The following is a 21787-nucleotide window of genomic DNA, read 5'->3' as shown; positions in this document are numbered from 1 at the left end:
AGGATCCGGCTCCTGGGGAGGACGACGTGAAGTTTCTGCTGACGATGCACATGAACCCCGAGGTCTGGGATGGACTCTCGGAGGAGACCAAGGACTCGGTGATGGCCGGGCACGGGGACTTCATCGCGAAGATCCGCGCGTCGGGGGAGATGATCAACACCCAGGCGCTCGGCGCACCCGCGGACAGCGCCGTGGTGCGCGTGCGCGGCGGCATCCCGGCCGTGACCGACGGGCCGTTCATCGAGTCGAAGGAGTTCCTCGCGGGCTTCTACCTCGTTGAGTGCGAGAACCGGGAACGCGCGCTCGAGGTCGCCGCGATGATCCCCGACGCCGGAATCGAAGGCCTCGGCATCGAGGTCCGCCCGGTCGCGTTCTTCGCCGGAGCCGAGGGCGAGACCGAGTCCGGCTGATGGACGTCGAACTGCTCCGGCCGCTCGTGCCGCAGGTGCTCGGGGTGCTGGTGCGCCGGTACGGCCAGTTCGAGGCCTGCGAGGACGCCGTGCAGGAGGCGCTGCTCGCGGCCGTCGAGCAGTGGGCCGACGGGGACGTGCCCGACAACCCGCGCGCGTGGTTGCTCACCGTCGCGACCCGGCGGCTCACCGACCTCTGGCGCAGCGAGAGCGCTCGCCGCCGGCGCGAAGAGAACCTGGCCGTCCAGGAGGTCACGCAGGCGGTGCCGGGGCCGGGCCCGGACCGCACGCCGGAGCACGACGACACGTTGACGCTGCTGTTCCTCTGCTGCCACCCGGCGGTGACGCCGAGCTCGCAGGTCGCGTTGACGTTGCGCGCGGTCGGGGGCCTGACCACGGCTGAGATCGCGACCGCGTTCCTCGTGCCCGAAGCCACGATGATGCGGCGGATCACGCGCGCGAAGGAGAGCATCGCGGCCGCGGGGTCGACGTTTGCCGAGCCTTCGGCCGAGGACTGGCCTTCGCGGCTGCAGGTCGTGCTCCACGTGCTGTACCTGATCTTCAACGAGGGCTACACCGCGTCTTCGGGCGAGGAACTGCACCGAGTGGAGCTGACGGCGGAAGCGATCCGGCTGACCCGCGCCGTGCGCACGCTCCTGCCCGACGACGGTGAGGTCGCGGGCCTGCTCGCGCTGATGCTGCTCACCGACGCCCGCCGCCCCGCGCGGACGCACGAGGGCGCACTGCTGCCGCTGGCCGATCAGGACCGTCGCTTGTGGACGGTGCCGCTGATCGTCGAGGGCGTCGAACTCGTGAGCCGCACGCTCGAGCGAGGACCCGTGGGTCCGTACCAGGTGCAGGCCGCGATCGCCGCGCTGCACGACCGCGCGGCGAGCACCGAGACCACGGACTGGCCGCAGATCGTCGAGCTCTACGACGTGCTGGCGGAGCTCGCCCCGAGCCCGGTCGTGACGCTCAACCGCGCGATCGCCGTCGCGATGGTCGACGGGCCGGCCGCCGCGCTGGCCCTGCTAGCCACCGTCGAGGACGACAGCCGGCTCAAACAGGGCCATCGCCTCGACGCCGTGCGGGCCCACCTGCTGGAGCTCGCCGGCGACACTGACGCGGCCCACGCGCACTACCTCCGGGCGGCCAAACGGACGTCGAGCCTGCCCGAGCGCCGCTACCTGCAATCGCGAGCCGAGAAGTTTCTGCCGGCACAGCGATGAGTTCCGGGCGGCCCGCCGGTACGTCCCTGCGAAACCACTTCAGGGAAGGGACCACCACGATGACCACCACCGCCACCCCCGCCGAGATCCGCGACCTGCTGACCAGCCTCTACGCCGCGTGGGCCGACAACGACGCCGAGGCGTTCGCCGCGCTGTACACCGAGAACGCGACCGTGGTGATGCCCGGCGTCTTCCACCAGGGCCGCGCCGCAGTGCGCGAGTACATGGGCGCCGCGTTCGCCGGCCCGCTCAAGGGTTCTCGCGGCGTCGACGAGCCGCAGGACGTGCGCGTCGAGGGCGACACCGCGATCGTCGTCAGCCGCGCCGGGATCCTGTTCGCCGGCGAGGAGTCGCTGCCGACCGAACGCGAGCGCATCGCCACCTGGGTCCTGACCCGCGCCGCCGGCTCGTGGTCGGTCGCCGCCTACAGCAACGCCCCGGCGCACTGACGTGCCCGACTTCGCGGCGAGCACCGGTCCGCACCGGGCCGAGCTGGTGGTGCACTGCTACCGCCTGCTCGGCTCGGTGCACGAGGCCGAGGACCTCGTGCAGGAGACGATGCTGCGCGCCTGGCGCGCGTGGGAACGCTACGACAGCACGCGCGCCTCGATCCGGACCTGGCTCTACCGCATCGCGACCAACGCGTGCCTCACCGCGCTCGAAGGCCGCGCCCGCCGTCCGTTGCCGACGGGGCTCGGCGGCCCGAGCGAAGATCCGCTGCAGCCGCTCGTACCGGCGTTCGACGTGCCGTGGCTGCAGCCGCTGCCCGACGACCCGGCCGCCGTCACCGCCGCGCGCTCGGGCGTGCGGCTCGCGTTCGTCGCGGCGATGCAGCTGCTGCCCCCACGTCAACGCGCTGTGCTCGTGCTGCGCGACGTGCTCGATTTCAGCGCCGCAGAGGTCGCCGACTTGCTCGGCACCACCACGGCCTCGGTGAACAGCGCGTTGCAACGCGCGCGAAGCGGGGTCGCCGGGGTGTCGGCCGACGAGCTCACCGAATCCGGCGAAGAGGTGATCGACGACTACGTCCGGGCTTTCGAAAAGGCGGACGTCAAGGCGTTGGTGGCCTTGCTGACCGACGAGGTCGTGCTGGAGATGCCGCCCGTCCCGCTCTGGTACCGCGGCCGCGACGACTACGCCCGCTTCATGGCGCGCGTGTTCGAGATGCGCGGCACGCGCTGGCAGCTGCAGCGCACGCACGCCAACGGCCAGCCGGCCTTCGCCGCTTACTGCTGGGACGGCTCGGACTTCCGCCTGCACACGCTGCAGGTGTTCTCGATCGCCGACGGCCGCGTCGCGCACACCGTCGTGTTCCAGGACCCCGCGGTGTTCGAGGTGTTCGGCCTGGCGCCGGTGCTCACGCGCTGAGACTCAGCCGCCGAGCAGCGGCCGGACCTCGACGCCGCCGTCGAGGACCGGGACGAAACCGCCGATCTCCACGGCGTGGTCGAGGTCGCGCGCGTCGACGATGAAAAAGCCGGCCATGGCCTCCGGGCTCACCGCGAAGGCGCCGGGGGTGACCGACGCGCCGCGAAGCGATCGCGTCATGGCCGAGGGCTGCGTGGCGTACCCGGCGATCAGCGTGCCGCCGGAAGCGGTGATGCGGTCCTCGACGCGGGCGTGCTCTTCGAGCAGCTCGGGCGGGAGATCCGCGCCGCCGCCGGGCGTCTCGCGCTCGTAGATCAGGATCGCGTAGTGCGGCATCCGCCTCTCCTTCGCTCGGCCGAATGGCCCAAGCTACCGGGGCGAGAGGAGGAACACCCGGATTTCGCGATGGGCGGCGCGCACGGCGTACGTGTCGTAGGCGGGCCAGTACCGGGCCACGGCGTCCCACATCTCCTGGCGCTCGTCGCCTTCGAGCAGCCGGCCGCGGACTTCAGTGGTGCGCCCGCGCATGCTGACGGTCGCGTTGGGCTGGGCGAGCAGGTTCGCCGACCACGCGGGTTGTTTCTCGCCGCCCCAGTTGGAGCCGATCACGACGTAGCCCCCGTCGCGTTCGACGTAGAGCAGCGGCACCTGGCGCGGCTCGCCGCTCGTGCGCCCGACCGTGGTCAGCAGCAGGGCCGGCAGACCCAGCGGCGTGCCGACACCCAGGCGTCCGCCGGTCACGCGCAACATCACGCGGTCGGCCGGGACGAGGGCCCGCCCGAGCGCGGCGAACGCGGTGGTCTTGCCGAACCCGGTGAGGAGCTTTCGCAGTCCCATTTCTCGCACCCTACTGGGTGATCACGAGGGTCTTCCGCAGTGCCGCCACCACGTCCGGAAGCCGTTCGGTGAGGTAGAAGTGGCCGCCCGGGTGGGTCGTGAAGTCGAAGCCGCCGGTGGTGTGGGCGGCCCAGGCGCGAACGTCCTCGGGGGTCACGCGCGGGTCGTCGGCGCCGGCGTGTGCGTGGATCGGCGCGGCGAGCGGCGGGGCGTCGGGGTGGGTGTGGGTTTCGACGGCGGTGTAGTCGGCGCGCAGCGCGGGGAGGATCAGGGCGCGCAGCTCTTCGTCGGCGAGCACGCGCGGGTCGGTGCCGCTGAGGTTCGCGACTTCGGCGAGCAGGGTGTTGTCGTCGAGCAGGTGTCGGGTGTCGTCGCCCGGGCGGGACGGGGCGCGGCGAGCGGAGACGACGACGGCGTGCGGCCCAGACCCGCGTGCTTCCAGCCGGAGGCCGACTTCGTACGCGAGGGTGGCGCCCATGCTGTGGCCGAAGAGCACCACGGGCACGTCGAGCCACGGCAGCAACGCCTGCGTGATCGCGTCGGCGTGGTCCGGGATCCGCGTGAACGGCGGTTCGCCGAACCGGTCCTGGCGGCCGGGGTACTGCACGGCGAGCACGTCGACGTCGGGCGAGAGTGCCTTCGAGAACGGGTGGAAGAACGACGCCGATCCGCCCGCGTGCGGGAGGAACACCAGCCGCGCCGGTGCGTCGTCCGCCGGGTGGTAGCGCCGGATCCACCGGTCTTCGGTCATCGCCGTGCCCCCTTCCGCACCGGCCCCCGATCCTGCCGCACCCCCAGGCGCGGCAGGACCGAGGTGTGGGTCAGCGCACGTCGGTGAGCGGGATGCGCTGGAACACCACGCTTTCGTACGGGCCGGCGGTGCCCGTCTCGTAGAGCAGGCCGACCGTCGCCGGGTCGGCTTGCACGAGGTCGGAGTAGCCCGCCGGATTGCTCGTCAGCGTGCGGCCCGCGTGCCACGTGCGCCCGCCGTCGGAGCTGAGCCGCAGCTGCATCACCGCGCGGGTGGCCGGGTCGGCCGGGCCGGAGTACAGCAGCAGCCAGGGGATCGTGGTCTGCAGCACGCTGCCTTCCACCTTCGTGCCGGAGATCCCCGGCTGCACCTGGTACGGCCGCACGAGTGTCTTCCCGCCGTCGAAGCTGTAGCCGTCGACGCGGTGGTCGGCGGCGGAGCCCTGGTTGCGGCTGGTGAAGTACAGCGCGCCCGTGGGCAGCTCGGTCATCGACGTCTCGTTGGCGGCGATCACGCCGTCGGTGCGGTCGTCGGTGAAGCCGATGTGCCAGGTGCGGCCGTTGTCGTCGCTGTAGAGGTCGTGGCCGCCGTAGTAGTTCGCCTCCGTGCCGATGTCGGTGGAACCGGCGGGGGAAGCGCTGGAGTGGTTGGCGGGCACCACGATCCGGCCGGCGTGCGGGCCGTGGCGCAGCAGCGTGGCGTGCCCCGGACCGGTGGCGTACCAGCGCCAGGTGGGCAGTTTGGTTTCGGAGGTGATGTCGCGGGCCGGCGTCCAGGTGCGGCCGTTGTCGCGGCTGCTGGACACGAACACGCGGCGGGTGTCCTGCGCGGACGCGGTGCCGGACATGATCTGCGCTTCGCTGACCGGTCCGTTGTGGACGGTCAGCAGCACGAGCTCGCCGTCGCGCGCCACGACCGGTGTGGGGTTGCCGGCGGTGTTGTCGCCGTTGCTGTCCACGACGGTCGGCGGGCTCCAGGTGCAGCCGCCGTCGCGCGAGGTTTTCGACACGGTCTGGATGGCGCCGGAGTCGCCGGCCGAATCGCGCCGGCCTTCGGCGAACGCCACCAGCGACCCGTCGGCGGCGCGCACCACCGCGGGGATGCGGAAGGTGTCGTAGCCCTCGGAGCCGGAGGTGAAGGGCACCGACGACGCGCAGCCGTGGTGCGTGGGTGCGGCCGTGGCCGCGGGGGTGAACGACAGCCCGAGTGCGGCTGCCGCGAGAAGAGTCGTCCCGAACCTGCGGATCGGTGACACGTTCCGCCTCCTCGTCAGTGGGGATGGGGGAGAGACACAGGACATGGGATGTCCGACGTCCTATGTCCGGACAACCTAGGGAGCGGTGCGGGGTTCGTCAAGGTGTTGTCGCTGCCTACACTCGCGTAGGGTTCCGGCCATGACGGAGGCGCGCACCAGCTACCACCACGGCAACCTGCGGGCGGTGCTGCTCGAGAACGCCGAGCGGGTGCTGGAGGAGTCGGGGCCCGACGAGCTGTCGCTGCGGCAGCTGGCGCGCGACGCGGGGGTGAGCCACGGCGCGCCGCGCCAGCACTTCGCGGACAAGCGGGCTTTGCTCGACGCGCTCGCGGAGCGGGGTTTCGAGCAGCTGGGGCACGAGCTCGAGGTGGCGCGCGCGGACGACGGCGCGCCGTTCGCCGCCTCGCTGCTGGCCTTCGCGCGTGCGTGGGTCGGGTTCGCGACGCGGCGGCCGGCGCTGCTGGACCTGATGTTCGCGGCGAAAAACCGCGAGGACGCCCGTGACCTGCGGGCGGTGGCGGACCGGACGTTCGCCGCGACGTCGGCGATGATCGCCCGCGCGCAGGCGGGCGGCGACGTGGTGGCGGGTGAGCACGTGGCGTTCGCGATCTTCGCGACGCTGCAGGGGCTCGCGTCTCTGGTGACCAGCGGCATGAGTGGGGCGCGGCCGGTGGCGCAGCTGGTGGACGAGACCATCGCGACGCTTGTCGACGGGCTGCGCCCGCGCTGAGCTGTCGCTATTTGAGACCACCGCGGCTCGTGGTGCGTGCGATCGTCCCGGGCGTGGACGTCGATCTCACGGTGACCGCCGGGAACTACCGCTTCGACGGGGTGTCTTTCGCCGTCGACACGAACATCTGGCTCCTCGGCGACGAGGAGGAGGTGCTGGTGGTCGACGCCGGATTCGACTCGACCGCCATCGCCGCCGCGATCGACGGGCGCGACGTGCTGGGCATCCTGTGCACCCACGCGCACAACGACCACGCCGACGCCGCGCTCGCCCTGGCCGACGCGACGGGTGCGCCCGTGCTGCTGCACCCCGGCGACGCCAAGCTGTGGGCCACGGTCAACCCCGGCCGCCGCCCCGACGCCGAGCTGGCCGACGGGCAGGTGCTCACCGTCGCCGGCTCACCGGTGGTCGTGCTGCACACCCCGGGTCACACGGCGGGTTCGGTGTGTTTGCACCTGCCCGACGAAGGCTTGCTCTTCAGCGGCGACACGCTCCTGTCCGGCGGCCCGGGCATGACCGGCGACGTGATGTCGAGCCGATCGACGCTGCATGATTCGGTGCGCCGGAAATTGCTCGTGCTGCCCGATGAAACGGTGGTGCACCCGGGTCACGGATACGACACCGACATCGGGACCGAGCGCGTGGAATCGTGGGCCGGCCAGATTTGAGCGCCCGTGGTCAGATTCTTTCGCAGGCGATCGTGAGGTCCACGCCGTAGAGCACGTAGGAACACTCGTGCGACGCGTGCTTGGCGTCGGTTTCCGTGCAGGCCAAGGGGAAACCGAGCACGTCGATGGAACAGTAGGCGTAGAACCGGTCCGGGTTGCCGGGCACCTGGTCGGCCGCCGCGGGCAGGGCTGTGGCCACCAGGCCGCCGCACACGAGTGCGCCGGCTGTGGCCCAGGAAGCGATTCGAGTTTTCATCTTCGCCGTCCTTTCCTTCGAATGCGGGGTTTCCGCTTTCGGGAAAATGCCCGGATTCCGGTGTTTCCACCCCTTGAGTCACCCCAACGTGTCATGGGGGGCGTGGCCGCGCTGTCGTGGGCGTCACGGTCGTCGACGGGGAAAAGATGACGGTCCTCATATATCATGGGGAGAGGTTTCCCTTGAGGAGGACGCATGGGACGCGTGTCACGAGCCGAGGCCGATCGGCACCGCAGTGAGGTCGTCACGGCAGCCGCGCGGCTGTTCCGCGAGCGGGGCGTCGGCGGCGTCAGTGTGGCCGAACTGATGGGCGAAGTGGGCCTCACGCAGGGCGGGTTCTACCGGCAGTTCGCGTCGAAGGAGGCGCTGGCCGGGGAGGCGGCGGCGGAGGCGTTCGAGCAGCTCGCGGCGCAGCTGCGGCAGATCCCCGAGGCGTCGGTGAGCGAGCGTCGCGCGGAGCTGGCGGCTTCGTACATGTCGCAGGAATCCCGGGATACGCCTGGCGAAGGCTGTCCCGCCACGGCGCTCGGTGGCGAGGCGGCGCGGGACGAGCAGGGGAGCCCGCTGCGCAAGTCGTATGCCGATGGCGTGCGGACTTTCCTCGACGTGCTCGCCGAGTTCGACGGTGAGTCCGCCACGCGGGAGGACCACATGGCGACGCTGGCGACCTTGGTGGGCGCGCTGTACCTGGCCCGGGGGACGGCGGGGGATCCGCTGTCGGACGAGTTCCTGGAAGCCGCGCGCCGGCGGGTGGTCGAGACCGTGCACGAGTGAGTCCTTTGTGGATTCTTGTGTGAACGCACGACAATGGTCCGGCACGGTGGTGCCGGACCATTGTCTGTTGTGGAGGATCAGCCGAGGAAGGCGTTGACGTCGCCGGCGAACTCGGTGGCGTAGTGGAACAGGAAGCCGTGGCCGGCGCCCGGGTAAATCGCCAGGCGGGCGTTGGGCAGGTGGTCCGCCAGGACCTTCGAGTTGGGTGTGGGGACCATGATGTCGTTGTCCCCGTTGGCGACCAGCGTCGGCTGCGTGATGGCGGCGAGGCGCGCGAGGCGGCTCGGGTCCGGGATGCCCCACGAGGTGATCGCGTCGAGCTGCGCGTCGCGGGTGGCGAGCGAGACGCCCTCGTCGCGGTCCTCGGTGCGGGTGAAGATGCGCTGTACGAACTCCCAGCCCTTCGCGACGCCGGTCGGGGTCTTCGCGAAGAACAGGTGCAGCAGGTGCTCGGCGGCGGGCTCGTCGGACTTGGCGGCGGTGCCGGTCTCGCCGGTCCAGGTGTGGAAGCCGAAGCCGCCTTCGTGGCTGGTGCCGGCGAGCACGAGCCGGTGCACCAGCAGGGGCCGGATGAGGGTGAGTTCCTGCGCGACGAACCCGCCGAGTGAGAAGCCGAGCACGTCGACGTCGGTGAGCCCGAGCGCGTCGAGGAAGGCCAGCGCGTCGTGCGCCATGGCGGTGATGGTGCGCGGGGTGGCGCCCGAGCTGCCGCCGACGCCGGTGTTGTCGAACAGGATCACCTCGCGCTCGGCTGCGATCGCGTCGACCAGCTGCGGGTCCCAGTTGTCGAGGTTGCCGCGGAAGTGCTGCAGGAACACGAGCGGGCGCACGTCGCGCTCGGTGTTGCCGAAGCGGCGGTAGGCGTAGGTCACGCCGTTGCCGGCCTCGATGGTGAGGTTCGGGGTGGTCAGCTGGCTGGGGGTGATGGTCTGCGACATCTCCGGGACTCCTTCGACTGGGTCGATCTGCTGGTTTATATTATGCCCCTCATCTATTTATGATCGATAGATGACGTGCATCACCTAAACGGGGTGTCTCGGGCTAGTCCAGGGGTTCCAGGCGCAGCACGGTCGTGAGCCGCCTGTCCGGGAAGTTCGCGGCCCGGGTCTCGAGTACCGGCTGCGCTTCTTCGTCGCCAACGGGCCGGACGCGCCGGACGGTGTCCCGCCCCTGGGGCCCGTCGCGCTCCACGCGGCAGTACCCGGCGGCGAGCAGGTTGCGCACCCAGCCGCGGCCGTCGGGCGCGCAGACGTACTGCCGGCCGTCCAGCTCCGTGACGTTCAGCACCACCGGCCGCGACTCCCCGGACCGCCGTCCGACGACGTCGACGACCCTGAGCACCGGCACCCCGACCGCGTACGGTTCGACGGGGGCTTCCCGCACCTGCTCGACGTTCACGACCCCTCCCTTCGTCACTCGAAGATACGGTTCGCCTACGGTCGGGCGTCAGGCAGCGTCCGATGTGGACTGTCCGATGGTTGTCCTGTCGTTCTTCGGTTCTTCTTCCGCGGCGAAGTCGAACACCAGCTGAACTGCGGGTGGTGTGCGGCGGCGTCTGCGCGGTGTGCCGCCGAGCGGGAACGGCGCGGCCGGGTTTTCACCGTGCTGCTGCGGGTGATCGGCGAGGTAACGCAGCTTGAGCAGGTGCCGCCGCACGAGCCCGGCGCGCCGCGCCTCGTCGAACAACGCACGCGCCACCTGGTTCCCGGCGCGCCGCCGGTTTCGCGATTCGTTGTGGTCCGCGGGGTCCTCGAGGGGTTCGTTGTGGCTGCGCGTGACCGCTCCGTCGCGCATTCCGCGTGGCGGCGCCAGATAACAAGCGTGTCTCAAGTGGAACTCGGCCCGGAACTGTTGGCCCATTCGGCCGCTGCGCGATCCGGCGTCCGGTCGTGTGGAAGATCGACGGCCGGTGCGGGCCGTCCACAGTGGGCGCTCTCGCCCGCGCCGACGCGACCCGTGGCGTGGCGCCGATTTCTCGGCCACGGCGGATGCCGCGCGCTGACTGCGCGCGGCATTTCCGCTGGTGGTGCCCCCGGCAGGACTCGAACCTGCGACCTAGAGATTAGAAGGCTCTTGCTCTATCCAGCTGAGCTACGAGGGCCCGGGTCGACGACGGTTGCCGATCTCCAGCACCGGCAGCTTAGTCGTCGCCATCCTCTCGATCGTTCGACACCGTCGAATCGTTTCAGGTCTCGTTCGCCGGATTCGCCGGATGCCGCGCCCCCGCCTGGTCCCCGCGCGGGTGATCTTGGTAGTTGCCGCGGCGGCCCGGCGGCGGCGCGTTCACCAGCGGTTCATCGGACGCTCCGGGCTTCCCCGCGGCCGTTGCCCGCCCACGACATCCCGCTCGAATGGGTGGGATCGCCACGGCGTCTTTTTTGGCGTGCGCGGCAGGGGTCTCGGTGGGGTGGTGAGAGGCGTGGTTTCGGCAGGTCGTCGGGCGGGGGTCGGGGTGCATGGGGGGTTCCTCGTGGGGTTGTGGCCGGGACTTCGGCCAGTGGTGATGAATGGGTAGCCCAGCTGACTGTGAAGAGAGTTCGCGGACGCGGTTGACGGACGGCTGGGGACAGCGGTGGGGACCGGGGGAAGGCCCCGTGGGCGCGCTGGACACGGGGAAGGTGGCGCGCCCACGGGGGTGGGGCCGTTCGGGGGACGGCCCCGGGGGCCGGCGATCGGTGGGGCGGCGCGGTGGGGGCCGCGGGATGACCGATCAGCCGGTCCCGGTCGGGTGGTCGAGGTCAGGTGACGAGGAGGTGGAAGGTCCCGGGGGGGCACGGTGGTGCGCGTGCCGCCAGGGTTGGTGGGCAGGGTGTGGCGGCTCCGGGGCGATCAAGACGGGTGGGGGCCCGGGCGCCTCGGGGTGAGGTCGCTGGTGGGGATCGCCTTGCAGTGAGCGAGCCGGGTGAGCCGCCCGGAGGTGGGCAAGCCCGGTGAGCACGCCGGATGAGGGCGCCCCGGGGTGGCAAGTGGGGTGCGTGCGCCCCGGGGCGGAGGTCGGCGCGGTGGCCGCGTCAGTTCCAGATTTTGATGGCGCGAACCACGAAGGGAGATTGCGGAACGTAAGTGCCGCCACCCGGGTAGGTGGTGAAGTCTCCCTCGGTCGTGCATTCTTCGCTTTGGTAGATGGTGACGTCGCGGGTCAGGCGGTTGACGAAGGAATGCCCTTCGAATCCCTCGGGCAGGGGAATGCAGTCTTCGGGATTGGCGGTGCGGAGGTCGTAGTGCTGAGTGGTGCCGGAGTAGGTTTCGGTGGTCCAGAGGCACAGTTCGCCGACGGCGCAAGCCGGGTCGGAAGTGGCGGTCGGGGCCGGAATGGTGAGTGCCGAGCCGGGAGTCGCAGGGGTGAGGTGCTCGGCCGCCGGGGAGGCGTGGGTGGTGCCGTGAGCCGACGGAGCGGCGGAACCGTGCACGGCCTGCCCCGAAGGAGCAGCAGAAGCCATCCCTGTCCCCGCCAGCAAACCGGCCGTCGCCAGGAGCAGGACGCGCGGCAGGCGCGCCGGCAAACCCGGCAGGCGGGACGGAGTCGTGGGCCGGCCGGAGTGGCCGGGGAACGCGGGCAGCTTCGGCAGCAGGCGTCGGAACATCGTGGGAACTCCCCCCTCGGTGGCGGCCGGAGTGGGCCGCCGTGGAATGTGTGGTTCCTACGATGGCGGGTGGGGGTGGGTTTGTCTGCCCGCATTCCTACGTCTGTGGACAAGTAGTATTCCGTCGCTCGAACGGCGCGAGTTGTCCACAGATCGGTGAACGGTATTGCTAAACGGCGGCCGTGCTGTTTCGGCGGATCAACGACACCGGCAGCACGACCGGCGGAGGCGGATTCTCGCCGGACATCAAGTGCAGGATCAGCTCGCCCGCGGTGCGCCCCTTGCCGGCGAGGTCCTGGCGGACGGTGGTCAGCGGCGGCTCCGCCCAGGCGGCCTGCGGGGTGTCGTCGAAGCCGACCACCGAGACGTCGTCCGGCACGCGAAGACCCAGCTGTCGGGCGGCAGCGACGGCGGCCAGCGCCAGCTGGTCGGACATGCACAGCAGCGCCGTCGGCCGGGGCGTGCCGGTCAGGAGCTCGGCCGCGCTCGCCCGGGCGGTGTCCGCCGACAGCCACGGCGCCTCGGACACCGCGACGTCGGTCACGCCCGCCGCGGACAGCGTCGACAGGTAGCCCGCCAGGCGCTCGCGCGTGCCGTGGAACGAGCTCGCCCGCGCGGACTCCAGACCGGACGGGCCGTCGGGTGACTGCCGCGGCGCCGACAGGATCGCGAAGCGCCGGTGCCCCAGCTCCAGCAGGTGCCGCGCCGCCAGCGCGGCCCCGCCCCGGTCGTCGCAGCCGACGCGGGCGGTGTCCGGCAGCAGGGGCTGGTCGATCACCACCAGCGGCAGCCCCCGGTCGCGCACGGCCTCCAGCGCCAGGCTGCCGTCGGCCAGCGAGTAGGCCACGGCGATGTCCGCCTGCGCCGCCAGCACGCGCTCGGCAGGCGGCCCGCCGTGGGCTTCGCCGCCGGGCAACAGCAGCAGCGCGTGGCCGGTCGGCTCCACCGCCTTCGCGAGCGCGTCGAGCGTGATCGACAGCGCCGGGTCCGAGAACGCCGCCGACAGCGACGCGTCGAGCAGGAACGCGATCGCGCCAGTCCGGCTCGTGGCGAGGCTGCGCGCGGTCGGGTTCGGTCCGGGGTAGCCGAGGTCCTTGGCCGCGCGCAGCACCTGCTCCCGCAGCTGCGCGGACAGCTGGTCAGGCCGGTTGTAGGCGTTCGAGACGGTCGCGCGGGACACCCCGACCGCCTCGGCGACGTCGTCCAGCGTCGGGCGCCGGCGCCGGGTGCTCGTCATCGGCGGAGCATAGCGCGGCCTTGACCGTCTGAAGCGCTTAAGTCATTCTGGGCCAAGGGCTCCCGGCAGAGAGGCAGGCGGCGATGCGCGACCGGACGGCGGTATTCGCGGTCTTCGCGCTGAACGGGGCGGCCCTCGGTTCGTGGGCCCCGCGCACGCCCGCCATCGCCGCCCACGTGCACGCCGTGCCGGGCGTCTTCGGGCTCGCGCTGCTCGGCGCGAGTGTCGGGATGCTCTGTGCCGCACCGATTTCCGGCCGGATCACCGAACGCGTGGGTGCCCGCGCGGCCGTCGCGGGCAGCACCGTGGTGGCCGCCGTCGCGCTCGTGCTCGTCGGGTTCGCGCCGAACGTGCCGTTGCTCGCCGGTGCCCTGTTCGTCCTCGGCGCGGGCGTGGGGTCCCTCGACGTCGCCATGAACATCGCGGGCGTCGCCGTCGAGCGCCGCACCGGTCGCGCCGTGATGCCGACACTGCACGCAGGGTTCAGCTTCGGCGCACTCGGTGGCTCCCTGCTCGCCGGGCTGGCCGCAGGGCACGGCTGGTCGCCCGCGCGGCACCTCTCCGTGGCCGCTGTGGTGGCACTGGTCGTGCTCGTCGCCGTGCTCAAGGCTGTGCCGGGAGACCGGCCGCCGAAGGAGACCACGCCGCCGGAACGCGGGAAAGCGCCGATCCGCCGGCCCGCGCTGTGGCTGCTCGCGGCCGTCGCGCTGTGCTCGGCAATCGCCGAGGGCGCGAGTTCCGACTGGTCGGCCTTGCTCATGGTGACCGTCCACGGCGTCGGCCAGGGCGCGGCGGCGCTGGCCTACTCGGGGTTCTCGCTGGCCATGGCGCTCGCGCGGCTCGGCGGCGCGTGGAGCCAGGAACGTTTCGGCGCCACACGTTCCCTCGCCGCTGGCGCGGGCGTCGCGGCGATCGGCCTCGTCTGCACCGCCGTGTTCACGCCGGCCGCCTTCGCGTACGTCGGCTTCGCGCTGGCCGGCGCCGGCCTCGCCGCGGCGTTCCCGCTGGCCCTGAGCCTCGCCGGCAGCGCCGGGAAACGCGCCGACGGCGGAGGCGGCGAACGCGAGCTGGCGTTCGTCAGCACCATCGCCTACTCCGGCTTCCTCGCGGGTCCGCCGATGATCGGCGGCATCGCGCAGGCGACGTCCTACTCCGTGTCGTTCGTAGTCGTCGGCCTCATCGCCGCGCTGATCGTGCCGGCCGCCCTCGTCGCGGCCCGCGCGCGCCGGCGTGAGGAGCTAGCCCTGGGTCTCCCCGTCCGGTGACTCGCGCCACTGCCCGAACGGCCGGTCGAGCGACCACTTGTCCCCGTCGTGCTCCAGCACGCGGTGCTCGCACGTGCGCAGGTTCGACAGCGACTCGAACAGGTCCACGCTCCAGCCGAACAGCCGGCGGCACAGCAGCCGCAGCGTGAGGCCGTGGGAGACGATCAGCACGCTGCGCGGGTGAGTTCCGCCACTGTGCAGCAGCTCGGCGAGGAAACCGGCCACGCGGTCGTCCACGTCGGCGCCCGACTCGCCGAACGGCAGCCGGTAGAAGAAGTGCCCGAACTCGTGCCGCCGCTGCCGCTGCACCTCCTGGTCCTGCGGGTCTTGCAGGTTGCCCCAGTCCTGTTCGCGCAGCCGCGGCTCCTGCACCACGCGGTCGCAGTCGCTCTCGATGCTCAGCAGCCGCAGCGTCTCGCGCGTACGCAGGTAGGGGCTCACGTACACGGCCGGACGCTCGCCCCGCAGCAGTTCCTTGATGACCGGTCCCGTCGCGACGGCCTCGGCCCGGCCGGTCTCCGTCAGCGGAATCGCGTGGTCCGGGATCCGGGTGTAGGCGAGTTGGTCGACGCTCCCGAGGGACTCGGCGTGACGCAGCAGGATGATCCGCACGAAACCATCATGCCCGTCCGCACCCCCGTGCCGTGGGAAACGCGACCGGCCTAGTCTCGAATGGTGAGCACGGACGCAGTGACGAAACCCGAACCGACCGCGCGGCGCAGGACCAGCGTGCTGCCGCTGCTCTCGGTGGGCGTGGTGCTCGCCGCGGTCGTGGCGGTCGGGCTCGTGGCGCTCACCGGTGGCGCCGGCTACCTGATCACCGGGCTGCCCGACCCGGGGCTGGTCACGCGCTACGGCATCACGGTCGTCCGGGTGCTCGCCGAAGCCGCGTCCGTGGTCTGCGTCGGCGCGTTGCTGCTGGCCGCGTTCCTGGTGCCGCCGCAGAAGTCCGGCACGCTGGGGCCCGAGGGCTACGCCGCCGTGCGCGCGGCCGGCATCGCCGCCTGGGTCTGGTTCGCCTCGTCGCTGCTGTCGGTGGCCTTCACCGCGGCCGACGGCGCCGGCAAGCCGTTCCTGGAAGTCCTTTCGCCCCAGACCCTCCTGGACCTCGTCGACGCGATCGAGCAGCCCAAGGCGTGGCTGTGGACGGCGCTCATCGCGGTGCTGCTCGCGCTCGGCTGCCGGCTCGTGCTCACGTGGGGCTGGACGGCCGTGCTGTTCTTCGTGGCCGTCGCGGGCCTGATCCCGGTGGCCGTCACGGGGCACTCCGCGAGCGGCGGCTCGCACGACATGGCCACCAACAGCCTGCTGTTCCACCTGATCGCGGCCGCGCTGTGGGTCGGCGGGCTCGTGGCGCTCCTGGCTCTCGGCTGGCGCCGGGGAGCGCACCTGTCGCTCGCGGCCCGGCGGTTCTCCAAGCTGGCCCTGGTCTGCTGGGTCGTGATGGCGATCTCCGGCGTGATCAACGCGCTGGTGCGCATCAACCTCGGCGACCTGTTCACCACCGACTACGGCCTGCTCGTGGTCGCGAAGGTCGTCGCGCTGCTGCTGCTCGGCGTGTTCGGCCATCAGCAGCGCCAGCGCGGCGTGCGCGACCTCGTCGACGGCAAGGGCGGCGGCCAGCTGCTGCGGCTGGCGGCCGTCGAGGTGCTGATCATGTTCGTGACGCTCGGCATCGCGTCCGGCCTCGCCCGCACACCACCACCGGCCGACGCGGTCACCCAGCCCTCGACCACCGAGCTGCTCATCGGCTACAACCTCGACGGCGCGCCCACCTTCTGGCGCCTGCTCACCGACTGGCGCTTCGACCTCATCTACGGCACCGCCGCGATCGTCCTGGCCGGGCTCTACCTCGCCGGCGTATGGCGGCTGCGCAAACGCGGCGACTCGTGGCCCACCGGCCGGATCGTCGCGTGGCTCGCCGGCTGCCTGGTGCTCCTGATCGCCACGTCGTCGGGCATCGGCCGCTACTCGCCGGCGATGTTCAGCGTGCACATGGGCACGCACATGCTGCTGTCGATGGTCGTGCCCGTCCTGCTGGTGCTGGGCGGCCCTGTGACGCTCGCGCTGCGCGCCCTGCCGACCGCGGGTGCCGGCGCACCTCCAGGGCCGCGTGAGTGGCTCCTGGCGGCTGTCCACTCGCCGGTGTCGCGGTTCCTGACACACCCGGTCGTCGCGCTGCTGCTGTTCGTCGGCTCGTTCTACGCGCTGTACTTCTCCGGCCTGTTCGACGCCGCGCTGAACTACCACTGGGCGCACCTGGCGATGAACGCCCACTTCCTGCTCGCCGGCTACGTCTTCTACTGGCCGGTGATCGGCGTCGACCCGGCGCCGCGCAAGATCCCGCCGGTCGGCCGGCTCGGGATGATGTTCGCGGCCATGCCGTTCCACGCGTTCTTCGGCGTGATCCTGATGAACATGCAGTACGTGATCGGCCAGGAGTTCTACCAGTCGCTGCGGCTGCCGTTTGTCGGCGACCTGCTCACCGACCAGCGTCTCGGTGGCGGCATCGCGTGGGCCGCGGGCGAGGTTCCCGTGCTGCTGGTGCTGATCGCGCTGCTGGTGCAGTGGGCGCGCGCCGACGAGCGCGAGGCCAAGCGGAAGGACCGCCGCGAGGAGAATACGGGCGGCGAGGAACTGAACGCCTACAACGCGATGCTCAAGAACCTCGCAGACGGCAAACGGGTCGAATGACCGCGCCGATGATGTCGTCCGCGTGATGTGCGCATGACCCTCGGTAGCGCGGTGGTGACCGCCGTCAGGGCGCGGATCGGGCCACTCTACGATCGCTTTCATGGCCGAGTTCATCTACACCATGAAGAAGGTGCGCAAGACCGTCGGGGACAAGGTCATCCTCGACGACGTCAGCACCGCGTTCTACCCCGGCGCCAAGATCGGCGTGGTGGGGCCGAACGGTGCCGGTAAGTCCACCGTTCTCAAGATCATGGCGGGGATCGAGCAGGCCAGCAACGGCGAGGCGTTCCTGCAGCCGGGTGCCACCGTCGGCATCCTCATGCAGGAGCCGCAGCTCGACGAGACGAAGACCGTCCGCCAGAACGTCGAGGAAGGCCTCGGCGAGACCAAGCTGAAGCTCGACCGCTACAACGAGATCGCCGAGCTCATGGCGACCGACTACAGCGATGAGCTCATGGAGGAGATGGGCCAGCTCCAGGAGGACCTCGACCACGCCGACGCGTGGGAGCTCGACTCCACGGTCGAGCAGGCCATGGACGCCCTGCGCTGCCCGCCGCCGGACGAGGCCGTGACCCACCTCTCCGGTGGTGAGCGCCGTCGCGTCGCGCTGTGCAAGCTGTTGCTGTCCGCGCCCGACCTGCTGCTGCTCGACGAGCCCACCAACCACCTGGACGCCGAAAGCGTGCTGTGGCTGGAGCAGTTCCTCATGAAGTACGCCGGCGCCGTGCTGGCCGTGACCCACGACCGGTACTTCCTCGACAACGTGGCCGAGTGGATCATGGAGCTCGACCGCGGCCACGTCGTCGGCTACGAGGGCAACTACTCCACGTACCTGGAGAAGAAGCGCGAGCGCCTCGAGGTCCAGGGCAAGAAGGACGCGAAGCTCGCCAAGCGCCTGAAGTCCGAGCTCGAGTGGGTCCGCTCCAACGCCAAGGCCCGCCAGACCAAGTCGCGCTCGCGCCTCGACCGCTATGAGGAAATGGCGGCGGAGGCCGACAAGTACCGCAAACTCGACTTCGAAGAGATCCAGATCCCGCCGGGTCCGCGTCTGGGCAGCGTGGTCGTGGAGGTCGAGAAGCTGAACAAGGGCTTCGACGGCCGCGTCCTCATCGACGGGCTGTCGTTCGACTTGCCGCGCAACGGCATCGTCGGCGTGATCGGCCCCAACGGTGTCGGCAAGACCACACTGTTCAAGACCATCGTCGGGCTCGAGGAGCCGGACGGCGGCAAGGTCAAGATCGGCGAGACGGTCAAGCTGTCCTATGTGGACCAGAACCGTGCCGGCATCGACCCGAAGAAGACGGTGTGGGAGGTCGTGTCGGACAAGCTCGACTACATCCACGTCGGGCAGACCGAAATGCCTTCGCGCGCGTACGTGAGCGCGTTCGGCTTCAAGGGGCCGGACCAGCAGAAGCCGGCGGGCGTGCTCTCCGGCGGTGAGCGCAACCGGCTGAACCTGGCGATGACGCTCAAGCAGGGTGGAAACCTGATCCTGCTGGACGAGCCGACCAACGACCTGGACGTGGAAACGCTGGGCTCGCTGGAGAACGCGCTGGAGCAGTTCCCCGGGTGCGCCGTGGTCATCTCCCACGACCGGTGGTTCCTCGACCGGGTCGCCACGCACATCCTGGCCTGGGAAGGCACCGACGAGAACCCGGCGCAGTGGTTCTGGTTCGAGGGCAACTTCGAGGGCTATGAGAAGAACAAGGTCGAGCGCCTCGGCGCCGAAGCGGCGCGGCCGCACCGGGTCACTCATCGCAAACTGAAGCGCGACTGACGCCGGGGGCCGGAGTGGAAGCCAGCAGGCACAACCGGTCGAGCTCGCCCGCACCCGCGGGCGGGCGGCTCGCTGCTGCCGGCGGGGCGACCCTCTCCGACCTCGGGCGGCTGATCGAGCGTGCGGACGCGCTGCACCTGCGCGCGCCCGAACTCGCCTTGGTGCTCGGCGAGCGCGCGGCCGCGCTCGCCGAGACCGCGGGTGCGGACGAGCAGTGGATCCGCGCCGAAAGCCTCGTGGTCGCGGCGCGCGTGCGCCTCGGCGGTCGCACGTCGACCGTCGGGCGCGCCGTCGCCGCTCTGCGGGCCGCGGAGCACGCCGGATACACCGACACGGCCGCGCGGCTGCGGATCGACCTGGCCGTGTGCGCGCGCAGCCTCGGCACGCCGCTGACCGGGCTCGCGGCGTTGCGGCCCGTGCTGTCGGAGCCGGCGGTTTCGGCCGTGCACCGCGCGGAAGCGCTGTGCCACCTCGTGGGCTGCCTCGCGCAGTTCGGCCGCAAGCCGGAGCTCGACCGCGTGCTCGTCGAAGCCGACAAGCTGGTGGTCGCCGACGAGTCGCTCGACGCCGACACCCGGCTGCTCGTGCGGGCGTTGCTGCGCAACGGAGCCGCGGCCCACCGGCGCCGCCATGGTGACCTCACCGCGGCGGCCGACGCCGCCCGCACCGGCCTCGGTTTCCTGGAGAAGCTGGACAAACCCGGCGACGACGGTGGCCTCGTGCGCGTGCGGCTCGTGCTGCAGCTCGTGAGCACGCTGCTCGACCGCGGCGACACTGCCATGGCGTATGACATCGCCGAACCCATGCTGAACGAGCCCGTGCGCGCGGCCGGTGTCGCGCCCACGGCATGGCTGCGGCTGGCCGTCGCGACGCGCATCCACCTGCCGGCCGGTGCCGGCGACGCCGCGTCCGAGCAGGTGCGCGAAGCCGTGGCGAGCACCGATCGCCACGGGCTGTCCGCCATCACTTCGCGGCTGTGGCTGGAACTGGCGCAGATCGAGGAACGGTTCGGCAGCGCCGAGGAAGCCATCGCGTGCCTGCACCGCTCGCGCGCGGCGGAACACGTCCACTCGCGGGCGCGCCGCCAGGCGTGCGGGCTGCTCGCGGGCGAGTTCGGCGCGGACACGGTGGCGCCGCTGGACCTCGACGACGTGATCGCGCGGTCGGCGCCGCAGGGTGGCCGTCCGGTGCCGATGGCCGTCGAGCCGCCGGTCCGCGACGTCGAGACGACGGCGTTGATCCGGGCGATCCCCGCGGAACCGGCTGCCGCGGAACCGACTGCCCCGGAACCGGCCGCTGCGAAGCCGTCCGTGGCGAAGGCTCAGCGCGCGGAAACCCAGCCGCGGAAGGAAACCCGGTCGCGTGCGGAAACCCCGGCGCGGCCGGAAGCACAGCCGCGGCCGGCCGCTCCGGCGGAGACGACGTATGTGCGGGCGGCCGGTTCGGTGCCGGAGAAACCCGTTCGCAAGCCGGCGAAATCCGGACCGAAGACGCCGACGTGGTCCTTCGGGCGAGCGGCCGCGGAGTCGGAGGCCGAGCGGACGTCGGTGATCCCGGTGATCCGTGACGAGCCGGAACCCGCGGCGCCCGCCGAGCGAACGGAGGCCCCGGCCGAACAGGTCGCGCGCTTCACGCTGTCCGCGCCGCGCGCCGAGGCTCCGGAACGACCGCGCGTCGCCGAGCCGCCCGCGCCGCCGGCCAAGCGGCCTGTGAACGGATCGCACTCGTCTTCCCGCCAGGCTCGTGCGGAAACGGGCCGCCGGGCGGCACCCGAGCGGCCGGCGGGGTTGCCGGGCTGGGTCAAGCCGTTCAAGAAGCTCGAAGCCGTGCCGGCTCCGCAGCCGAAGCCGGAACCCGTGGCCGAGGTCGTGCGCGAAGAGCCGGCGCCGCGGCCCCCTGCCGTGGCCGAGGACCTGCCGCGGCTGTCGCTGCCGGACCTTTCGGACATCCTGCCCGAGCTGCCGATGGCCCCCGCGCCCGCGGACGATCCCGCCGCGCCGCTCTGGGAGGGCGACGAGTGGGCCCGCGAGGAACGCGCCCGCCGCGACGAGGTCTCCCGCGGCCGCAAGACCCGGCACGACGCGGAACACGGTTCTGTCGCGGCTCGGTCCGTGCTGGACCGCCTGGGGATCTCCGCAGGCGGCGGTGGCGGTCGCCGACGCGCCGACGAGGCCGGGGCGCGCGAGGAAACCGCGCGCACGGAGGAACCCGAGGCGGTTTCCGACGTGACGGACCCGCCGTGGAAGCGCGAGTCCCCGGACCTGGCGCCGGCGCCGCGTGACGAACAGGTGTCCGAGGAAGCCGTGGACCCGTGGCTGCCCCGGCTGCGGATGCCGCCGGCTCTGGACCCGCTCGAGGACTTCGACTCGTGGACGCCGACGTCGCAGCCCTTCCCGGAGAGCTACGCCCGCGCGATCGCCGAGGACGAGCCGCCGCCGGACGCCGGGCTGGCCGAGCTGCTGGCCCGCGCGCTGGCCGAACACCAGGCGGGAACGGCGAGTGCCGCCGCGCTGGTCAAGCGGCTGGGCTCGGAAGACGACGACAAGAAGCGTCGCCCGGTCAACGGGCACGCGTCGGCGGAGCGCAAGCGCAACGGGGACTGACGTCCTCGCCCGGACCACGAGCACCTTTGCGGCACCACGAAAACAGCGTTTGAGTGCCGTCGCTTTGGGGTACCTGGGCAACGGTGTCGCCCGTCCGGGCGGTTTCGGTGTGGGAATCCTCGCAGTCGGGCGAGGCAACCTTTTCCGGTTTGGCCGCCAGGCTCCGTGCGGCCCCCGGACGACTGAACCGATCACGAACCCGATCCCGCCGCCACGGCCCGCGTCGCCCGGCGCCGCGGCGCGCCCGGTGCCAAGGGATTCCCCGGTGGACGAGGGCATCCGGCGGCCCCGCAGCTGAACCGATCAATGCCGGGAAACCCCCAGTCACATAAGGTAAATTTAAGTCTGG

22 protein-coding genes and 1 tRNA gene are annotated in these 21787 nt (G+C 71.6%); 11 read left to right on the top strand and 12 right to left on the bottom strand.

The genetic code is table 11. From position 1 onward, the window contains the following. Nucleotides 1–26: 26 nt before the first annotated feature. From AB0H62_RS10105 to AB0H62_RS10090, 4 genes are read left to right on the top strand one after another with little or no spacing between them, the layout of a single operon-like run. On the top strand, nucleotides 27–410 hold the full coding sequence (locus AB0H62_RS10105) for a YciI family protein (protein ID WP_220243026.1): 384 nt from the start codon (nucleotides 27–29) through the stop codon (nucleotides 408–410). Continuing rightward, entirely contained in the window at nucleotides 410–1639 is a 1230-nt protein-coding gene (locus tag AB0H62_RS10100) for a sigma-70 family RNA polymerase sigma factor (protein WP_220243025.1), read from the top strand. The genes AB0H62_RS10105 and AB0H62_RS10100 overlap by 1 nt, the downstream gene beginning before the upstream one ends. Before the next feature lie 59 nt (nucleotides 1640–1698). Then, nucleotides 1699–2088 (top strand): SgcJ/EcaC family oxidoreductase, encoded by a 390-nt coding sequence (locus tag AB0H62_RS10095; protein WP_220243024.1) that lies wholly within the window; start codon nucleotides 1699–1701, stop codon nucleotides 2086–2088. A gap of 1 nt (nucleotide 2089) precedes the next feature. Next, nucleotides 2090–3007 carry a sigma-70 family RNA polymerase sigma factor gene (locus AB0H62_RS10090; protein WP_360585361.1) on the top strand — a complete coding sequence of 306 codons (918 nt, stop codon included), beginning with the start codon at nucleotides 2090–2092 and terminating at the stop codon, nucleotides 3005–3007. A gap of 3 nt (nucleotides 3008–3010) precedes the next feature. Here AB0H62_RS10090 and AB0H62_RS10085 read toward each other — a convergent pair whose 3' ends face one another. The 4 genes from AB0H62_RS10085 to AB0H62_RS10070 form a co-directional block, all read right to left on the bottom strand. Further along, on the bottom strand, nucleotides 3011–3343 hold the full coding sequence (locus tag AB0H62_RS10085; RefSeq protein WP_220243022.1) for a YciI family protein: 333 nt from the start codon (nucleotides 3341–3343) through the stop codon (nucleotides 3011–3013). Nucleotides 3344–3376: 33 nt separating this feature from the next. After that, nucleotides 3377–3844: a nitroreductase family deazaflavin-dependent oxidoreductase gene (locus tag AB0H62_RS10080; protein WP_360585359.1), complete on the bottom strand. Its 468-nt coding sequence runs from the start codon at nucleotides 3842–3844 to the stop codon at nucleotides 3377–3379. A 10-nt stretch (nucleotides 3845–3854) separates the two neighbouring features. Beyond that, nucleotides 3855–4595, bottom strand: a complete 741-nt coding sequence (locus tag AB0H62_RS10075) for an alpha/beta fold hydrolase (RefSeq protein WP_360585357.1) — start codon at nucleotides 4593–4595, stop codon at nucleotides 3855–3857. A gap of 70 nt (nucleotides 4596–4665) precedes the next feature. Continuing rightward, a complete protein-coding gene (locus AB0H62_RS10070; protein ID WP_360585355.1) occupies nucleotides 4666–5850 on the bottom strand; it encodes a sialidase family protein in 1185 nt (394 codons plus the stop codon). Between the two features lie 139 nt (nucleotides 5851–5989). Between AB0H62_RS10070 and AB0H62_RS10065 the strand changes: the two genes are divergently transcribed. Together AB0H62_RS10065 and AB0H62_RS10060 are read left to right on the top strand one after the other, a co-directional pair. Next, a complete protein-coding gene (locus AB0H62_RS10065; protein ID WP_360585353.1) occupies nucleotides 5990–6580 on the top strand; it encodes a TetR/AcrR family transcriptional regulator in 591 nt (196 codons plus the stop codon). A 53-nt stretch (nucleotides 6581–6633) separates the two neighbouring features. After that, the gene (locus AB0H62_RS10060; protein ID WP_220243018.1) at nucleotides 6634–7248 is read left to right on the top strand and encodes an MBL fold metallo-hydrolase; all 615 of its coding nucleotides are present in this window, start codon (nucleotides 6634–6636) and stop codon (nucleotides 7246–7248) included. 10 nt (nucleotides 7249–7258) lie between these two features. Here the strand turns inward: AB0H62_RS10060 and AB0H62_RS10055 are convergent, their stop codons facing one another. Beyond that, nucleotides 7259–7504 carry a hypothetical protein gene (locus tag AB0H62_RS10055; RefSeq protein ID WP_360585351.1) on the bottom strand — a complete coding sequence of 82 codons (246 nt, stop codon included), beginning with the start codon at nucleotides 7502–7504 and terminating at the stop codon, nucleotides 7259–7261. A gap of 195 nt (nucleotides 7505–7699) precedes the next feature. Between AB0H62_RS10055 and AB0H62_RS10050 the strand changes: the two genes are divergently transcribed. Further along, complete coding sequence (locus tag AB0H62_RS10050) at nucleotides 7700–8278, top strand: TetR/AcrR family transcriptional regulator (RefSeq protein ID WP_360585349.1); 579 nt, start codon at nucleotides 7700–7702, stop codon at nucleotides 8276–8278. A 77-nt stretch (nucleotides 8279–8355) separates the two neighbouring features. Here AB0H62_RS10050 and AB0H62_RS10045 read toward each other — a convergent pair whose 3' ends face one another. The 6 genes from AB0H62_RS10045 to AB0H62_RS10020 all read right to left on the bottom strand — a co-directional run bounded on the left by AB0H62_RS10045 (nucleotide 8356) and on the right by AB0H62_RS10020 (nucleotide 13099). After that, nucleotides 8356–9216, bottom strand: coding sequence for an alpha/beta hydrolase (locus AB0H62_RS10045; protein WP_220243015.1), 861 nt, complete (start codon nucleotides 9214–9216; stop codon nucleotides 8356–8358). 103 nt (nucleotides 9217–9319) lie between these two features. Further along, entirely contained in the window at nucleotides 9320–9676 is a 357-nt protein-coding gene (locus tag AB0H62_RS10040; RefSeq protein ID WP_220243014.1) for a hypothetical protein, read from the bottom strand. Nucleotides 9677–9724: 48 nt separating this feature from the next. Then, complete coding sequence (locus AB0H62_RS10035) at nucleotides 9725–10072, bottom strand: hypothetical protein (protein WP_360585346.1); 348 nt, start codon at nucleotides 10070–10072, stop codon at nucleotides 9725–9727. 230 nt (nucleotides 10073–10302) lie between these two features. Continuing rightward, nucleotides 10303–10379 (bottom strand) — tRNA-Arg (locus AB0H62_RS10030). A gap of 910 nt (nucleotides 10380–11289) precedes the next feature. Next, complete coding sequence (locus tag AB0H62_RS10025; protein WP_255638729.1) at nucleotides 11290–11592, bottom strand: peptidase inhibitor family I36 protein; 303 nt, start codon at nucleotides 11590–11592, stop codon at nucleotides 11290–11292. 439 nt (nucleotides 11593–12031) lie between these two features. Continuing rightward, nucleotides 12032–13099 (bottom strand): LacI family DNA-binding transcriptional regulator, encoded by a 1068-nt coding sequence (locus AB0H62_RS10020; protein ID WP_360585344.1) that lies wholly within the window; start codon nucleotides 13097–13099, stop codon nucleotides 12032–12034. An 83-nt stretch (nucleotides 13100–13182) separates the two neighbouring features. Here AB0H62_RS10020 and AB0H62_RS10015 point away from each other — a divergent pair, with 83 nt between their 5' ends. Beyond that, nucleotides 13183–14364 (top strand): MFS transporter, encoded by a 1182-nt coding sequence (locus tag AB0H62_RS10015; protein WP_360585342.1) that lies wholly within the window; start codon nucleotides 13183–13185, stop codon nucleotides 14362–14364. Here AB0H62_RS10015 and AB0H62_RS10010 read toward each other — a convergent pair. After that, nucleotides 14338–14976, bottom strand: a complete 639-nt coding sequence (locus tag AB0H62_RS10010) for a histidine phosphatase family protein (protein ID WP_360585340.1) — start codon at nucleotides 14974–14976, stop codon at nucleotides 14338–14340. The two genes, AB0H62_RS10015 and AB0H62_RS10010, sit on opposite strands and share 27 nt — an antisense overlap. A 63-nt stretch (nucleotides 14977–15039) precedes the next feature. Between AB0H62_RS10010 and AB0H62_RS10005 the strand changes: the two genes are divergently transcribed. The 3 genes from AB0H62_RS10005 (at nucleotide 15040) to AB0H62_RS09995 (ending at nucleotide 21438) form a co-directional block, all read left to right on the top strand. After that, nucleotides 15040–17058 (top strand): cytochrome c oxidase assembly protein, encoded by a 2019-nt coding sequence (locus tag AB0H62_RS10005; RefSeq protein WP_360585338.1) that lies wholly within the window; start codon nucleotides 15040–15042, stop codon nucleotides 17056–17058. Between the two features lie 100 nt (nucleotides 17059–17158). Next, the gene (gene ettA, locus AB0H62_RS10000) at nucleotides 17159–18835 is read left to right on the top strand and encodes an energy-dependent translational throttle protein EttA (protein ID WP_220243008.1); all 1677 of its coding nucleotides are present in this window, start codon (nucleotides 17159–17161) and stop codon (nucleotides 18833–18835) included. 14 nt (nucleotides 18836–18849) lie between these two features. Further along, a complete protein-coding gene (locus tag AB0H62_RS09995) occupies nucleotides 18850–21438 on the top strand; it encodes a hypothetical protein (RefSeq protein WP_220243007.1) in 2589 nt (862 codons plus the stop codon). Nucleotides 21439–21787: the final 349 nt, after the last annotated feature.

Origin of the sequence: Amycolatopsis sp. NPDC050768, assembly GCF_040654155.1 — a bacterium.
Lineage (GTDB): Bacteria > Actinomycetota > Actinomycetes > Mycobacteriales > Pseudonocardiaceae > Amycolatopsis.
This window is presented reverse-complemented; position numbering and strand designations above follow the sequence as displayed.

Coding starts and splice junctions, on each gene's coding strand:
- AB0H62_RS10015 (WP_360585342.1), top strand. CDS start 13,183: ATGCGCGACCGGACGGCGGTATTCGCGGTCTTCGCGCTGAACGGGGCG.
- AB0H62_RS10085 (WP_220243022.1), bottom strand. CDS start 3,343: ATGCCGCACTACGCGATCCTGATCTACGAGCGCGAGACGCCCGGCGGC.
- AB0H62_RS10075 (WP_360585357.1), bottom strand. CDS start 4,595: ATGACCGAAGACCGGTGGATCCGGCGCTACCACCCGGCGGACGACGCA.
- AB0H62_RS10080 (WP_360585359.1), bottom strand. CDS start 3,844: ATGGGACTGCGAAAGCTCCTCACCGGGTTCGGCAAGACCACCGCGTTC.
- AB0H62_RS10065 (WP_360585353.1), top strand. CDS start 5,990: ATGACGGAGGCGCGCACCAGCTACCACCACGGCAACCTGCGGGCGGTG.
- ettA (WP_220243008.1), top strand. CDS start 17,159: ATGGCCGAGTTCATCTACACCATGAAGAAGGTGCGCAAGACCGTCGGG.
- AB0H62_RS10020 (WP_360585344.1), bottom strand. CDS start 13,099: ATGACGAGCACCCGGCGCCGGCGCCCGACGCTGGACGACGTCGCCGAG.
- AB0H62_RS10055 (WP_360585351.1), bottom strand. CDS start 7,504: ATGAAAACTCGAATCGCTTCCTGGGCCACAGCCGGCGCACTCGTGTGC.
- AB0H62_RS10100 (WP_220243025.1), top strand. CDS start 410: ATGGACGTCGAACTGCTCCGGCCGCTCGTGCCGCAGGTGCTCGGGGTG.
- AB0H62_RS10045 (WP_220243015.1), bottom strand. CDS start 9,216: ATGTCGCAGACCATCACCCCCAGCCAGCTGACCACCCCGAACCTCACC.
- AB0H62_RS10095 (WP_220243024.1), top strand. CDS start 1,699: ATGACCACCACCGCCACCCCCGCCGAGATCCGCGACCTGCTGACCAGC.
- AB0H62_RS10035 (WP_360585346.1), bottom strand. CDS start 10,072: ATGCGCGACGGAGCGGTCACGCGCAGCCACAACGAACCCCTCGAGGAC.
- AB0H62_RS10050 (WP_360585349.1), top strand. CDS start 7,700: ATGGGACGCGTGTCACGAGCCGAGGCCGATCGGCACCGCAGTGAGGTC.